13 protein-coding genes are annotated in these 13,637 nt (G+C 58.7%); 9 read left to right on the top strand and 4 right to left on the bottom strand.

The genetic code is table 11. The features are described 5' to 3' along the window. From RBH71_RS01360 to RBH71_RS01335, 6 genes are all read left to right on the top strand, one after another. On the top strand, positions 1-1,041 hold the full coding sequence (locus tag RBH71_RS01360; protein ID WP_080850304.1) for a branched-chain amino acid ABC transporter permease: 1,041 nt from the start codon (positions 1-3) through the stop codon (positions 1,039-1,041). 120 nt (positions 1,042-1,161) lie between these two features. Continuing rightward, complete coding sequence (locus tag RBH71_RS01355; protein WP_162687855.1) at positions 1,162-2,496, top strand: ABC transporter substrate-binding protein; 1,335 nt, start codon at positions 1,162-1,164, stop codon at positions 2,494-2,496. Positions 2,497-2,567: 71 nt separating this feature from the next. Next, positions 2,568-3,344, top strand: a complete 777-nt coding sequence (locus tag RBH71_RS01350) for an ABC transporter ATP-binding protein (RefSeq protein WP_323687082.1) — start codon at positions 2,568-2,570, stop codon at positions 3,342-3,344. 26 nt (positions 3,345-3,370) lie between these two features. Next, entirely contained in the window at positions 3,371-4,618 is a 1,248-nt protein-coding gene (locus RBH71_RS01345; protein WP_060641944.1) for an SfnB family sulfur acquisition oxidoreductase, read from the top strand. Positions 4,619-4,888: 270 nt separating this feature from the next. After that, positions 4,889-6,337 (top strand): FAD/NAD(P)-binding protein, encoded by a 1,449-nt coding sequence (locus RBH71_RS01340; protein WP_323687000.1) that lies wholly within the window; start codon positions 4,889-4,891, stop codon positions 6,335-6,337. A 187-nt stretch (positions 6,338-6,524) separates the two neighbouring features. Further along, positions 6,525-6,899, top strand: coding sequence for a VOC family protein (locus RBH71_RS01335; protein ID WP_111801393.1), 375 nt, complete (start codon positions 6,525-6,527; stop codon positions 6,897-6,899). A gap of 103 nt (positions 6,900-7,002) precedes the next feature. Here the strand turns inward: RBH71_RS01335 and RBH71_RS01330 are convergent, their stop codons facing one another. Then, positions 7,003-8,058 (bottom strand): aldo/keto reductase, encoded by a 1,056-nt coding sequence (locus RBH71_RS01330; RefSeq protein WP_111801392.1) that lies wholly within the window; start codon positions 8,056-8,058, stop codon positions 7,003-7,005. Positions 8,059-8,179: 121 nt separating this feature from the next. On the opposite strand from RBH71_RS01330, the gene RBH71_RS01325 reads away from it, so the two are divergent. Continuing rightward, positions 8,180-9,085 (top strand): LysR family transcriptional regulator, encoded by a 906-nt coding sequence (locus tag RBH71_RS01325; protein WP_111803266.1) that lies wholly within the window; start codon positions 8,180-8,182, stop codon positions 9,083-9,085. Between the two features lie 317 nt (positions 9,086-9,402). Here the strand turns inward: RBH71_RS01325 and RBH71_RS01320 are convergent, their stop codons facing one another. Further along, positions 9,403-9,876: an SRPBCC family protein gene (locus RBH71_RS01320; RefSeq protein ID WP_111803267.1), complete on the bottom strand. Its 474-nt coding sequence runs from the start codon at positions 9,874-9,876 to the stop codon at positions 9,403-9,405. Positions 9,877-9,912: 36 nt separating this feature from the next. Further along, positions 9,913-10,782 (bottom strand): SDR family oxidoreductase, encoded by an 870-nt coding sequence (locus tag RBH71_RS01315; RefSeq protein WP_111803268.1) that lies wholly within the window; start codon positions 10,780-10,782, stop codon positions 9,913-9,915. Positions 10,783-10,888: 106 nt separating this feature from the next. Here RBH71_RS01315 and RBH71_RS01310 point away from each other — a divergent pair, with 106 nt between their 5' ends. Continuing rightward, the gene (locus tag RBH71_RS01310) at positions 10,889-11,779 is read left to right on the top strand and encodes a LysR family transcriptional regulator (RefSeq protein ID WP_111803269.1); all 891 of its coding nucleotides are present in this window, start codon (positions 10,889-10,891) and stop codon (positions 11,777-11,779) included. Between the two features lie 36 nt (positions 11,780-11,815). On the opposite strand, the gene RBH71_RS01305 is transcribed toward RBH71_RS01310, so the two are convergent. Beyond that, positions 11,816-12,715, bottom strand: a complete 900-nt coding sequence (locus RBH71_RS01305; protein WP_111801388.1) for an AraC family transcriptional regulator — start codon at positions 12,713-12,715, stop codon at positions 11,816-11,818. A 98-nt stretch (positions 12,716-12,813) separates the two neighbouring features. On the opposite strand from RBH71_RS01305, the gene RBH71_RS01300 reads away from it, so the two are divergent. Beyond that, positions 12,814-13,572: an SDR family oxidoreductase gene (locus tag RBH71_RS01300; RefSeq protein ID WP_111803270.1), complete on the top strand. Its 759-nt coding sequence runs from the start codon at positions 12,814-12,816 to the stop codon at positions 13,570-13,572. Positions 13,573-13,637: the final 65 nt, after the last annotated feature.

Genomic DNA, 13,637 nt, shown 5'->3' with positions numbered 1-13,637 from the left:
ATGTCCGCCGTTACAGCCGATCTTTCATCGTCGTTCTCCCTGCCGCGCCATGCCGGCACGGTCGCAGTGCTCGCCGTTGCTTATCTCGTCGTGCCGTTCGTCGGCACCAGTTACCTCTTCGAGGCAATCCTGCTGCCGTTTCTTGCGCTCAGCCTTGCCGGGGTTGGTCTCAACCTTTTAACTGGCTATGCGGGTCAGGTCTCGCTTGGCTCGGCCGCATTCATGGCCGTCGGTGCCTTCGCGGCATACAATTTCAATCTGCGTATCGATGCGCTGCCGCTTATTGTTTCGATTGTACTTGCCGGTCTTTCCGCCGCGGCAATCGGCATAGTTTTTGGCCTGCCGAGCCTTCGACTGCGCGGTTTCTACCTCGCCGTTTCGACTCTTGCGGCGCAGTTCTTCGTGCAATGGGCGTTAACGAAATTCAGCTGGTTCTCGAACGAATCCGCATCCGGCGTGATCGATGCGCCAGCGCTATCGCTGGCCGGCATTTCTTTCGAAGGGCCGATCGGGCGTTATCTCTTCGCGCTGACCATTGTCGCCGTCCTCACGTTCCTCGCCTACCGCCTGGTGTCGTCGCAGACCGGTCGCAACTTCATTGCCGTGCGCGACAACGAGACCGCCGCACGCATCATCGGCATTCCGGTGCTTCGCACCAAGCTGCTCGCCTTTGCAATCTCGTCCTTCATCGTCGGGGTTGCCGGGGTCATCTGGGCTTTTGCCTATCTTCGCACGGTGGAGCCGGCCGGTTTTAATCTCGACCGCTCGTTCCAAATACTCTTCATCGTCATAATCGGCGGGCTTGCCTCGATCCGGGGTGCCTTCTTTGGCGCGGCTTTGATCGTCGTCTTTCCGCTCGTCCTCTCACGGCTTGGCTCTTTGCTATTAGGCGATGTCTTTAATTCCGGAGTGCTCGATATGACGCAGCGCATCGTTCTCGGCGCCTTGATCATTCTGTTTCTGATCCTGGAACCTGACGGCCTCGTGTCATTGTGGGATCGCTTGAAGTTACGCATTACGGCTGCCGTCAGGCGGGCGTGAACCCCTCGAAGCCGGCCCTGACAGGCAAAGGCTTCCAACAAGAAAAAGTTTATCAGCAATGAATTCCTGAAACCAACACGGATGGCCGAGCGCCAGCCGACAGACGGAGTGTGTCCAGATATGACCTTCTACACGAAAATCAAAGCAGCAGCCTTTGCTGCCGGCATCAGCCTCGCCGCCATCGCCTCCCCGGCCATGGCCGATGAACAGTACTTCCCCCTGCAGAGCTACCGCGTCGGGCCTTATGCAGCCGGTGGCACGGGCTTTTTCGGCGGATTCATCGATTATCTCAATCTCGTCAACATCAGGGACGGCGGTATCAACGGCGTCAAGCTGACATGGTCCGAAGCCGAAACCCAGTACGAAGTTGAGCGAGGGGTCGAAGCTTATGAACGCCTGAAGAGCAACCCCGGCGTTGCGGCCTGGAACCCGCTGTCGGTCGGCATAGCCTATGCCATGATCGACCGTATCACCCAAGACAAGGTGCCGCTCATTACCATCAACCACGGCCGCACGGATTCGACCGATGGCCGTGTTTTTCCCTATGTTTTCCCGTTGCTGCTCAATCCCTACAGCGAAACCTCCGGCATCGTGAACTACATTGCATCCAAGGAAGGCGGGGTTGGAGGACTGAAGGGCAAGAAGATCGTCGTGCTCTACCACGGCTCTCCCTATGGCAAGGAAACGATCCCGATCTATGACCTGCTGGCCAAGAAGTATGGCTTCGACCTCCAGCAGATCGAAGTCCCGCATCCGGGCAACGAGCAGCAGTCGCAGTGGCTGACGATCCGCCGTGCCAAGCCGGATTATGTCGTGCTGCGCGGCTGGGGCGTCATGAATCCCGTGGCGTTGAAGACGGCGGCCAAAACCGGTTTCCCGGTGGATCACATCATCGGCAATGTCTGGTCCAACTCGGAAGAGGACGTTATTCCCGCCGGCGATGCGGCCAAGGGCTACACCGCCATCACCACCCAGGCATCAGGTGCCGAATATCCGGTGGTCAAGGAAATCGTGAAAACCGTCTATGACGCCGGCAAGGGCAACCTTGATGACAAGAGCCGCATCGGCTCCGTCTATCACAATCTCGGTATCGTCAACGGTATTCTTAATGTCGAGGCGGTGCGGATCGCCCAGGAGAAATTCGGCAAGCGCACCCTGACCGGCGACGAAGTTCGCTGGGGCTTCGAGCATCTGCAGCTTGATCCAGCCCGTGTCGAGGCATTGGGCGCCAAGGATCTCTTCCACTCGATCAATGTCACCTGGGATAACCATGAGGGTAACGGCTACGTGACGTTCCAGCAGTGGGACGGCAAGAAGTGGAACGTGGTTTCCGATTGGATCGCACCGGACTGGGCCCTGCTGCGCCCGATCATCGAGAAGTCGTCCGAGGCCTATGCGGCTGAAAAGGGCATCAAGCTTCGCACGTCGGAAGATGCGAATTCCGTGACGAACTGATGTTTGCGTGGTCGGGCAAGGGTCTCCCGGTGTCCGGCCACAACATCCCGAAAAGCGCCAAGGAGATCGTGATGACCGAGGGGAACAGGCTGCTTGCCGTGGAGGGGCTCCACGCAACCTACAATCATGCCATCACCGCATTGCATGGGGTCACTTTTTCGCTCGGACGGGGGGAGATCCTTGCCGTTCTCGGTGCGAACGGCGCTGGCAAGACGACGACGCTGAAGGCGGTTTCCAACCTCCTTCCGGCCGAACGGGGGCAGGTGCTCGCCGGTCATGTCCTGTTTGACGGTCGTGATGTCACGCGCGAAACCCCAGCAAGCCTTGTCCGTCGCGGTCTCGTGCAGGTGCTCGAAGGTCGCCATTGCTTCAAGACACTGACGGTCGAGGAAAACCTGGTCTCCGGCGGCCTTGGCCGATCCGCCACGCGCACTGAAATCGCGACCGACCTTGAGAAAATTTACACGCATTTCCCAAGACTTAAGGAAAAGCGCCGGGTGCTTTCCGGCCTCACTTCGGGCGGCGAGCAGCAGATGACGGCCATCGGCCGGGCACTGATGTCGCGGCCACGGCTGCTTGTCCTCGACGAACCGTCAATGGGGCTGGCGCCTCTCATCGTGCAGGATATTTTCCGCACGCTGAAGCGCCTTAATCGCGAAGAAGGGCTTTCGATCCTGGTCGCTGAACAAAACTCAGCAGTCGCGCTGACCTATGCCGACCGGGCCATCATTATGGAAAACGGCGTGAGCGTGCTGTCAGGCACGGCCGCCGAACTCAAGGCGCGCGATGACGTGAAAGCCTTCTATCTGGGCCAGAAGCCAACCGCGCTCGTCACGCATATTCACTGAAAATCAAAGGAAAGAGGAGACATGGCATGACCATTTCCAACGTGAAGACGAAAGATGCGGCTCAAGGCGTTCCCGCCGTGCCGCGGCCGAGTGAGCCGGCACACATCATCAAGAGCGATGCCGAAGCAATCGAAGTCGCCAAGAAACTCGCCGCCGAAATTGCCCCCGGCGCAGCCATTCGCGATCGCGATCGTATCTGGCCGGTAAAGGAACTCGATGCCTTCTCGCAAAGCGGGCTCTGGTCGATCAACGTGCCGAAGAAGTTCGGCGGTCCTGAAGTCTCCTATGCGACGCTCGCCAAGGTGATCGAGATCGTCTCCGCGGCCGATTCCTCGATTGGCCAGATCGCGCAGAACCATCTCGGCGTCGTTGCCGCGATCCGCACGGTTTCCGATGAGGCTCAGCAGACGCTGCTTTTCGCAGAAGTGCTGCGCGGCACACGCTTCGGCAATGCCTTCTCCGAATTCGGTTCCAAGCGGGCGGCGGACTTCGAAACGAAGTTCGTCGATGCGGGCGACCATGTGATCGTCAACGGCCAGAAATTCTACTCCTCCGGCGCACTTCTCGCCCATCTCGTGCCCATCGTTGCGCTCGATGATGAAGGCCGCGCCTGGTATGCAATTGCCGAGCGGGATGCACCCGGATTGACCGTCATCGACGACTGGTCATCCTTCGGGCAGCGCACGACGCTCTCAGGCACTGTCATCCTCAATAACGTCAAGGTGCCGAAAACACACCTGGTTCCCGGCTACAAAGGGTATGCGGAACCCACTGCGGATGGTGCGATTTTCCAGATTATCCAGGTCGCGGTGGATACGGGTATAGCGCAGGCGGCAATCGATGAAACCATCTCCTTCGTGCGCACCAAGAGCCGTGCATGGGTGGACAGCGGCGTAGATCATGCCTGGGATGACCCCTACACGATACAGGCTGTCGGCGATCTGACGCTGCGACTGCATGCGGCCCAGGCGCTGCTTGAAAAAGCCGGTTATGCCATCGATCGCGCCATCCGGAACCCGAATGCTGACACGGTCGCCGAAGCACAGATCGTGACGGCCGAGGCGAAAATTCTCTCGACAGAGATTGCCATTGCGGCGACCAACAAGCTGTTCGAACTTGCAGGCACCCGCTCCACGCTTGCAGAGCACCACCTCGATCGCCATTGGCGCAATGCCCGTACCCACACGCTGCACGATCCCGTCCGGTGGAAATATTCCATCCTAGGCAAGTACTTCCTCAATGGCGAGAAGCCGCCACTTCACGCCTGGAGCTGAGTAAACTCTGGAGCCCGGGGCGCGCAAGGCGCCCCGGTTGGCAATTGATCTTGCTACATCCGCCAGCAGTAATGAGATATAGTGACGTGATGAGACGGTGCCCCTCAAGCGCGTTTCCAATCAAGCGCCCCGTAACGAGGAGCTTTGCCGGAAACTTCGGGAACATAGAATAGTGGTGACGATGAGCCTTATGCGCAGGAAGCGGAAAACGCTTTTTAGGGCCTTCCAATCGTGCAGGGCACAGATCTCCTTGGGGAGAACGTAGAGGCAATGAATTCTATTGTTCCCATAGCTTCTGCCCGCCTGACCGTGGCAGTTGTCGGCGGTGGCTTCACCGGCGCGGCAATGGCAATGCATCTGGTAGCGGGTATCGGATACTCGACTGATACATCCATTGTCGTCATCGAACCTCGATCGGAGTTGGGCCGCGGCTTGGCCTATAGCGCAACCGATCCGGCGCATCGGGTCAACGTTCCCGCTGCAAGAATGACGTTGTTTCCGGATATTCCCGATGATTTCGAGCGTTATGTTGGCGGTATTCCTACCCGTGACGATGCCGAGCTCATAGGACACGATGGCTTGCCTTATCCCAAGCGGTCTGTCTTCGGCGAATACGTCTCGGCACGGATTCAACCGTTTTTGGATGACGGCCGTATCAGACACTGGCGGACCAAAGCGATCTCGGTGTCACGAAAAGGAAACCGCTATGAGATTGCGGGGTCTGACGGTACAGCGCTCATTGCGGATATAGTCGTGCTGGCCGTCAGCCATCCACCACCTTCTTTGCCCCGGGTGCTTCAGCCCTTCAAAGATGATCCCAAGCTGATTGCGGATGTCACCGTGACCGATGCGATCGACGCCGTCGAGACTGGAGATCGTGTTCTCATCGTCGGAAATGGCTTGACCTCCGCCGATGTGGTTGCCTCGCTCAAGAGACGGGGCCATGTCGGCCAGATAACGTCGTTCTCTCGCAGGGGCTTGCGGTCTCGCGGCCATGGCCCCGTCGGGCAGGAGCCTTTCGGCGATTTCCTGTCTGAACCGTTCACCTCTGCAAGCAAGTTGCTCCATAAGGTTCGCCAAACGCTGCGAGAAGCAGAGGAACGGGGAATGACATGGCATAGCGTCGTGGATGCGCTGAGGGCGCAGGGGAGGGACATATGGGGAAATCTGCCTGTCATTGAGAGACGGCGCGTTGCCCGACACTTGCGGCCGGTCTGGGATGTGCATCGCTTTCGCATCGCGCCGCAAGTCGAGGCTGCTGTGGAGCAGGCGATCGCGAGCGGCCAAATGGATGTCCGGGCTGCCTCGCTTTCTTCCGTGACACGGATAGACGCCGGCTACAGGGTGACGTTGCGACCCCAGCGCGCCAAGTCTCTCGAAACGCTTGACGTCGATGCGATCGTCGTCACCACGGGCCCGGCGCATGGCGGCATTCTTCAAAGCCAAGCCATGCTTCGAGAACTTGAGCAGGCGGGCCTGTTGCAACCCTGCCCGACCGGGCTTGGCATCTTGGTTGATGCCAAGTCTAATCCCGTATCGGCTTCAGGCGAAAGTACGACTTCACTGTTTATTGCCGGGCCGCTTGCACGCGGCACTTTCGGAGAACTAATGGGGCTGCCGCAGGTTACCGAGCATGCAATCTTCGTCGCGCAGCGTGTTCGCGACCTGATCGATGAATGTGGGATCTCGCATCGCACGGGCCAGGCGGTGGAAGGCTGACGGCCCGCTGTTTCTTGAATACATTTCTTCCACTCTTCGAGAGAGCCTTGGGACGATAATTCCATCAAATTCGCCACGCTTTGCGAGGCCCTCAGGACGGTGTACGGTGAAAGCATACAAACGAGCTCCTGGCTCAGGGGGAGCTCGCCCCCTGCTGCCAGCGCGCTGCCTTACGGGAGATGAGACCATGTTCACGCACATCATGATCGGAAGTAATGATCTGGAGCGGTCAAGAAACTTCTACGACGCCACGTTCGCTGCATTGGGCGGCAGGCCCGGCGAGATGGATTCGAGAGGCAGACTGATTTATGTCCACGAAGGCGGACGACTGATGATCACGAAACCGATCGACGGCAAGGCGGCGACCGTTGCCAATGGCGGGACAATCGGAATCGCCGCCCTGAGCCGCGAGCATGTTCTGGCGTGGCACGACGCCGGTGTTATGCACGGCGGCACATCGATCGAGAGCCCGCCGAATGAGCGACCGAACGGGGCCTTCGTCGCTTATCTTCGTGATCCGGACGGACACAAACTGAGCGCACGGTCTCAGCCGACAAAGTAACGCATCGCCAACAGCTGCTGGCATTCTCACAGCTGTTGTGGGTTGGTCTTTCTGCATAACTTTTGCAGCCGGATCTGCCACCACATTAATCGCAATATTACGCTCAACATCCACGCATCTTGGAACCTACCATCGGTGGATTAAGACGGGCAAAGCCCTCCTGACGATGATAGGGGAAATGCGGATATGGCGGCGTCAAGACGCTCGCATTGTCCAGGAGAGCAATCTGATCATCGGTGAGATGCCATCCGACCGCTCCGAGGTTCTGCCGGAGCTGCTCTTCGTTTCGCGCTCCCATGATAATGGAAGACACCGTGGGCCGGCCTGTAAGCCAGTTGAGCGCCACCTGCGCAACTGTTTTGTCGACCTGTCTTGCAACGTCTTCAAGGGCATCAACGACGCGGTAGAGATGCTCCTCATCGACCGGAGGACCAAAGCTTGCGGTTTCGTGAAGACGACTGTTCTCCGGCAGGGGAGCGCCGCGCCTGATCTTTCCCGTAAGCCGCCCCCAGCCAAGCGGACTCCAGACGAGTGCTCCAAGGCCTTGATCCATACCCAGTGGCATCAGATCCCACTCGTAGTCTCGACCGAGAAGGGAATAGTAAACCTGATTGGCAATGTAGCGAGGCCATCCGTACGCGTCGGCAACCGCCAGCGACTTCATGATTTCCCATCCCGAAAAGTTCGAGATGCCGACATAGCGGACCTTTCCCGCACGAACGAGCATATCAAGGGTCGACAAGACTTCTTCGACGGGTGTCCGGGCGTCGTAGGCATGAAGTTGCAGAATGTCTATGTAGTCCGTCCGAAGCCGGCGAAGTGCGTCTTCGACCGATCTGATCAAGCGAAACCTGGAGGAACCCGCATCGTTCGGCCCATCTCCCATAGGCAGGCTGGTCTTCGTCGATATCAGCACGGTCTCGCGACGACCTTCCAGCGCTGCACCCAGCACCTCCTCCGATGCACCGTTGGAGTAGACATCTGCGGTATCGAATAGATTAACGCCTGCTTCAACGCAGATATCGATAAGTTGCCTTGCCTCGGTGACATCGGTCGTGCCCCATGCACTGAAAAGGGGACCTGCCCCTCCAAACGTGCCTGCGCCAAAGCTCAGGACCGAGACTTTGAGGCCTGATCGGCCAAGAGAACGATATTCCATCTGGTCTTCCTTTCTTGAGAAATGGAAGCGACTTGCGCCACCTGATGGGGAAGAGATAGGAGATCCGGCTTTCGTGATATAGATTGCGGGCGGGAACAACATTTGTGAAATCAGGGACCAGATGGCTCGAGCGGAAGTCAATCGATCCGGAGAAATGGAAGTCTTCGTGCAGGTTGTCGAGCGCGGTGGCTTCTCGTCAGCTGCTCGCAGCGTCGGAATGACGCCGTCGGCGGTGAGCAAACTGGTCGCGAGACTGGAGGCGCGGTTGGGTACCCGTCTCATCAACCGCTCGACGCGCGTGTTCAAGTTGACCTCGGAAGGCTGTGTCTTTTTCGAGCGCGCCACGCGTATCCTGGCAGACATCGAAGATGCCGAGCGGATCGCCAGTGCGGGTGAGGTGCCCAGTGGCCGCCTCCGCCTGAGTACCAGCGCCTCCTATGCCACCCATGTCCTAGCCGGTATACTCCCGGAATTCCTGGAGCGATATCCTGCGATTACCGTCGATATCGTGCAGAGCGACCTTGTCGTCGATCTGCTTGAGGAGCGAATGGACGTTGCGGTTCGCGCAGGCCCGCTTAAAAGCTCGAGCCTCGTCGCGCGCAGGCTTGGCGATACTGCAATGACAATCGTCGCTGCTCCCTCTTATGTCGACCGGCGTGGGCTGCCCCGGACTATCGAGGAGCTTGAAAGGCATGACAGGCTGGGCCTTGGTTACACCCGCTCGATGGATGGCTGGCCGTTAATATCGGAAGGCGCGACGATTTTTGCCCCAGTCGTCGCCCGTGTCCAGGCCAATGACGGCGAGGCGCTGCGACAGTTGGTACTCGCTGGAAATGGAATTGCCCGTCTCGCCAACTTCACGATACGCGGTGATTTGAAGGCCGGCCGGCTGGTGCCGGTGCTCGACGAGTATAATCCTGGAGACGGGGAGGAGTTTCATGCCATTCATATCGGGCAGGGTGGCCCGCTGCCTTCGAGAGTGCGCGCTCTTCTCGATTTCCTGGCCAAACAAGGCAAAGTTACATAGGCGCGAAATTGATGCTTGGGCGCGCTGATCACGGCGTGTCGATCTTTTAAAGATCGGCACAACGCTTTTTCATCCCGAGCGTCCCTATCCAGACGCTTTACTTCGCTGAGATCCTTGGCTTTTCCAGCAAGCTTACCAGGCCGGTGATATTACAGCCGTGGGCCAGCGCCTGACTCACTGCCGGCCGGTAGCGCAGAGGGTCAAGATTTCCACGCGGCGGAGAAATGTGTGTCCGTGGCGGAGGGTTATGATCGGCCCTGTTGGAAGGCTGGACGCCTCTAGGGAGGCGGCCCAGGTTTGTTTGTTGCGATCGGCAATCACAGCCGGCCCTCTTCAAGCAGCTGGCGGGTCCGCTTCAGCGTCGATTCGAGGGCCGACTTGTAGCCTTTGTCGCTGTCGAACTGTGTCTGCTCGGCCTGTTCCTCCGGGCCATCGTGCTCCTTGCCGCGCAGACCGAGGTAGCAGTAGAACTTCAGCTGCAGTGCGCCGGCTTCGTCCTCGAACACCTCATTGATAATGGCGCCTTCACGGGGGCCGGCTGCCTGGAAGAAGGTGACCTTGCTCTGTGGCTCAAGGGTGATGATTTCCCTGATGTCGGAGCCGGCGATTGTGGCCGTGCGCACAAAGTGCGTTGTACTTTCCTCGATGACGTCACAGCGGGTGCAGAGGCCGGGCGGGAGAAAGAGACGCGCATCGCGCGCCTTCAGCTCCAGGCCCTTCCAGACCTGTTCCCGGGTGAGTTTGGTTTCGCCTTCCTGATTCACCGGGACTGTTGCGCTCGAATAGATCATGACGGTTCTCCTTGTTTGAAATTGTGGATGATGGCCTCAAGCCGAGGCAACTGTTTCCAAGGCGAAGTCGCGGTAGGAGCGCAGCGGACGGGCAAGAAGCGTCGTCAGGCGTTCAACATCACTGCCCTCGGGCAGCATGCCATCGGTCAAGAATCGCTCGCCCATCATGCGCATGTCGTAGGCCATCCAAGCCGGCATGAACTGCTTGAGGTTCTGCTCAAAGGCGGCCGTATCACCGCCGCCATAATTAATCTGGCGAGCGAGCACGGCCGACCAGATGGCGGCGATATCCGTTCCTGTCAGTGTGTCGGGGCCAACCAGGTTGATGCGGGTGAGCGGCAAAGGCTGCGCGGCCTGTTCACGACGCAGCAGTTCAAGGGCTGCGATTTCGGCGATATCACGCACGTCGATCATGGCAAGGCCCTTCGTCCCGACGGGCATCGGGTAGATACCGTACCCGGTGATGACCTCCTTGATCGTCAAGTCATTCTGGATGAAATAGGCCGGACGCAGGATAGTGGCGTGAAAGCCCATCTGATTGATCATTCGCTCGACGCCGAATTTACCGGCAAAGTGCGGCACGTTCACATAGACATCAGGGTGAATGACCGACAGGTAGACGATCCGCTCAACGCCAGCGGAGCGGGCGACGTTGAGGGCGATCAAGGCTTGGGTGAACTCGTCTGGTGCGACAGCGTTTAACAGGAACAGCGTCGACACTCCTTCGAACGCGGTACGCAGGGAGTCGACGTCGAGGAAGTCACCTTTCATGACGGCAACGCCTGCCGGGAAATTGGCCTTGGAAGGGTCGCGAACGAGAGCGCGGACATCGGCACCGCGGTCGACGAGATGCTGGATGACTTGGCCGCCGATATTGCCGGTGGCGCCGGTAACGAGAATGGTCATGGGATTTTCTCCGGGTTGGTATTGCTTGACATCCGGAATATGGCTGGCTCACTATTAAACCAATAGACCGTTAAATTAGACAGCTCGTCTCGTAATTGGAACGATTATGGATCTCCTTGCCCTTGCCGATTTCAACCTGGTCGCGCGTCACGGTGGCGTCGGCAAAGCGGCGCGGGCGTCCGGCCGTCCCAAAGCGACATTGTCGCGACGGGTTGCAGAACTTGAGGCTGCCCTCCAGCTTCGGCTGTTTGAACGCGGCGCGCGCAACCTGAAACTTACTGAGGAAGGACGCGCCCTTCATGAACGGACAGCCGCCCTGCTGACCGAGCTCGACGAAACGGCAGCCACTATCGCGGCGGGCGGGGACAAGCCTCGCGGCAGGTTGCGGATCAGCGCGCCGCTGCTGTTTTCGCAGACAGCCATGGGTCGGATCGCGGCGGGCTTTTCACTGAAATATCCAGACGTGCGGTTGGAAGTCACAACAGAGGACCGAGCCGTGGATATGATCGAGGAAGGCTATGATCTGGTCATCCGGGTCAATCCGGACCCAGATGAAAGTCTCGTTGGTCGAGTCTTTCTGCATGATCGTCTGGTCGTCGTGGCAAACCCCAACCTTCCCCGGCCGGTGGCAGACATGACATCGCCGGGCGTCGTGCGCGGGCCCGGCGATCTCCAGACCTGGAGCGTCATGACCGCGAAAGGCTCTTCGAAGATCAAGGTAGAGCCCGTCCTCGCCTTGTCGTCACTCATTATGGTTCGCGACGCGGTGCGAACTGGCGTAGGTGCTGCTTGTATGCCGATTTCGCTGGTGAGTAACGATCTAGCCGATGGCACTTTGCTGAACTGGGGCGATATTGAGGGCTCCGAGATCGCGCTGTGGGCGCTTTACCCGTCCCGGCGTCTGTTGAGTGCGCGCGTATCTGCCTTCCTGGATTTTTTAAGGCAGGCTTTCCCGAACGGAACGCCGGATGAACTGGCGGCCTACATCGGCAGGTGAGGGCACGCCTGTCCCATATGTCCAAACGCATTAGCGTTACCCAGCAGTGTTTTCCCGGGAATAGGCCCCAGGTGGCATTCCCACATGCCGACTGAACGCGACGCTGAAGGCGCTTGCTGAACCATAGCCGACGCGTTGCGCAATTTCGGCCGTGGCAACATCCTGGCGAAGGAATTCCTTCGCCAGCGCCATACGCCAGCAGGTCGCGTACTCCATCGGGGCTACGCCAACTTCTTTTCGGAAACGATCAAAGAATGCAGAACGGGACATGGCAGCATCCCGCGCGAGTGTTTCTACGGTCATGCTCCGACCCGGATCCGCGTGAATCCGGCGCAAGGACGGTGCCAGTAGCGGATCGGCCATGCCGCGCAGGAGACCGGGCGGGGCCGCCGCATTTGCCGTTGATCGCAAAGCTTCGATTAACAACACCTCCAACAACCTTTGAAGCACCATCTCACGCGCGGCACGGTCGGCTCTGGTTTCGTCGTTGATCATCGCGACCAGCATCATCAGCCGTTCTTCGCCCTGCACATGGATGACCTCCGGTAGTAGCGAGACGAGAAGAGCCTTGTCATCAGAACCAAAGGCACAATGGCCAACCATCGCCTTGATTTCGGCGGACGCTTCTGGGTCTCCGAGGCGGAAGACACCCGGGCCGGTCTCCAGACGCCGGGCAAGCGCTCCACGGGGCGGCGGCTCCAGGCTGCTCATCGTGAACGAGAAGATATCCGGAACCAGAACGAAGTCACCGGCCGACAGCAACATCGGCTCACGACCTTTGATAGTCATCCGGCAACGGCCTTCGACCACGGCGCAATAAAAGGGGCTTCCAAGTTCCGTGCGCTCGACGATCCACTGTCCACCGCCGGTTACCAGCTTTGAGATCGATGGGCTTGGCTTGAGCAGGGAAACGACTTCGGCAACAGGATCGGTCATGGTTTCGGACTAATGCTAAAAAATATTGGACGATCAAATATAGCAAGTCCGAGGCGACGGGTCCATCTTCCGGAAAGTTAATCATGAGGAGACAGACCATGCCAAAGATACTCATCACCGGGTGCTCATCCGGTTTCGGTCTCGCTATCGCACAAAAATTTGTAACAGCAGGATGGGAGGTGGTCGCGACCATGCGCACGCCGGGGACCGACCTGCTACCTCATAACGAAAGGCTCAAAATCATGGCGCTGGATGTCACCAGTGCTGGGAGCATCACGAAGGCGGTCGAAGCTGCGGGACCGATTGATGCGCTGGTCAACAATGCCGGCGTCGGCATGCTGAATGTGCTTGAAGGCGTGGAAATGTCGAAGGTCCGTGAATTGTTCGAGACGAACGTGTTCGGCGCGATGGCAATGACAAAAGCCGTTCTTCCACACATGCGTAGCCGCCGGTCAGGAGTCATCGTCAACGTCAGCTCCAGCGTAACCGTCAAGCCGCTGCCAGCACTCTCCGTCTACAGTGCCAGCAAGGCAGCGCTGAACGCTTTCACCGAAAGTCTCGCTCTTGAAGCCGCCCTCTTTGGTGTCCGAGCCAAACTTGTTCTGCCAGGTTCGGCGCCGACGACCGGGTTCGGCAAAAATGCAGTCGCCCGAATGGGAATGGATATCCCCGAACCGTACAGCGCATTCATACACGACTACCTCACAACGCTTCGCTCCGGCACAGAGTTCACGACGGCGGATGACGTTGCAGAGGCCGTCTGGCGCGTGGTGACGGAGCTTGAATCGCCGATGAAAACACCCGCTGGCGCGGATGCGAAAATCTGGTTCCGCGAGGCGGGCCGGACGCTGGCCTGAAGACTCCCGTCCGGAATCAGCGGTTAGAATCCCGACAAGGTGGAGACTGCGTCGGGATTAACATG

It is taken from the genome of Rhizobium sp. AN68 (genome assembly GCF_030758035.1).
GTDB lineage: Bacteria > Pseudomonadota > Alphaproteobacteria > Rhizobiales > Rhizobiaceae > Agrobacterium > Agrobacterium tumefaciens.
This window is presented reverse-complemented; position numbering and strand designations above follow the sequence as displayed.

Bases quoted from the DNA above. Each gene is read 5' to 3' on its own strand.
- RBH71_RS01360 (WP_080850304.1), top strand. From the start codon at position 1: ATGTCCGCCGTTACAGCCGATCTTTCATCGTCGTTCTCCCTGCCGCGC.
- RBH71_RS01355 (WP_162687855.1), top strand. From the start codon at position 1,162: ATGACCTTCTACACGAAAATCAAAGCAGCAGCCTTTGCTGCCGGCATC.
- RBH71_RS01350 (WP_323687082.1), top strand. From the start codon at position 2,568: ATGACCGAGGGGAACAGGCTGCTTGCCGTGGAGGGGCTCCACGCAACC.
- RBH71_RS01345 (WP_060641944.1), top strand. From the start codon at position 3,371: ATGACCATTTCCAACGTGAAGACGAAAGATGCGGCTCAAGGCGTTCCC.
- RBH71_RS01340 (WP_323687000.1), top strand. From the start codon at position 4,889: ATGAATTCTATTGTTCCCATAGCTTCTGCCCGCCTGACCGTGGCAGTT.
- RBH71_RS01335 (WP_111801393.1), top strand. From the start codon at position 6,525: ATGTTCACGCACATCATGATCGGAAGTAATGATCTGGAGCGGTCAAGA.
- RBH71_RS01330 (WP_111801392.1), bottom strand. From the start codon at position 8,058: ATGGAATATCGTTCTCTTGGCCGATCAGGCCTCAAAGTCTCGGTCCTG.
- RBH71_RS01325 (WP_111803266.1), top strand. From the start codon at position 8,180: ATGGCTCGAGCGGAAGTCAATCGATCCGGAGAAATGGAAGTCTTCGTG.
- RBH71_RS01320 (WP_111803267.1), bottom strand. From the start codon at position 9,876: ATGATCTATTCGAGCGCAACAGTCCCGGTGAATCAGGAAGGCGAAACC.
- RBH71_RS01315 (WP_111803268.1), bottom strand. From the start codon at position 10,782: ATGACCATTCTCGTTACCGGCGCCACCGGCAATATCGGCGGCCAAGTC.
- RBH71_RS01310 (WP_111803269.1), top strand. From the start codon at position 10,889: ATGGATCTCCTTGCCCTTGCCGATTTCAACCTGGTCGCGCGTCACGGT.
- RBH71_RS01305 (WP_111801388.1), bottom strand. From the start codon at position 12,715: ATGACCGATCCTGTTGCCGAAGTCGTTTCCCTGCTCAAGCCAAGCCCA.
- RBH71_RS01300 (WP_111803270.1), top strand. From the start codon at position 12,814: ATGCCAAAGATACTCATCACCGGGTGCTCATCCGGTTTCGGTCTCGCT.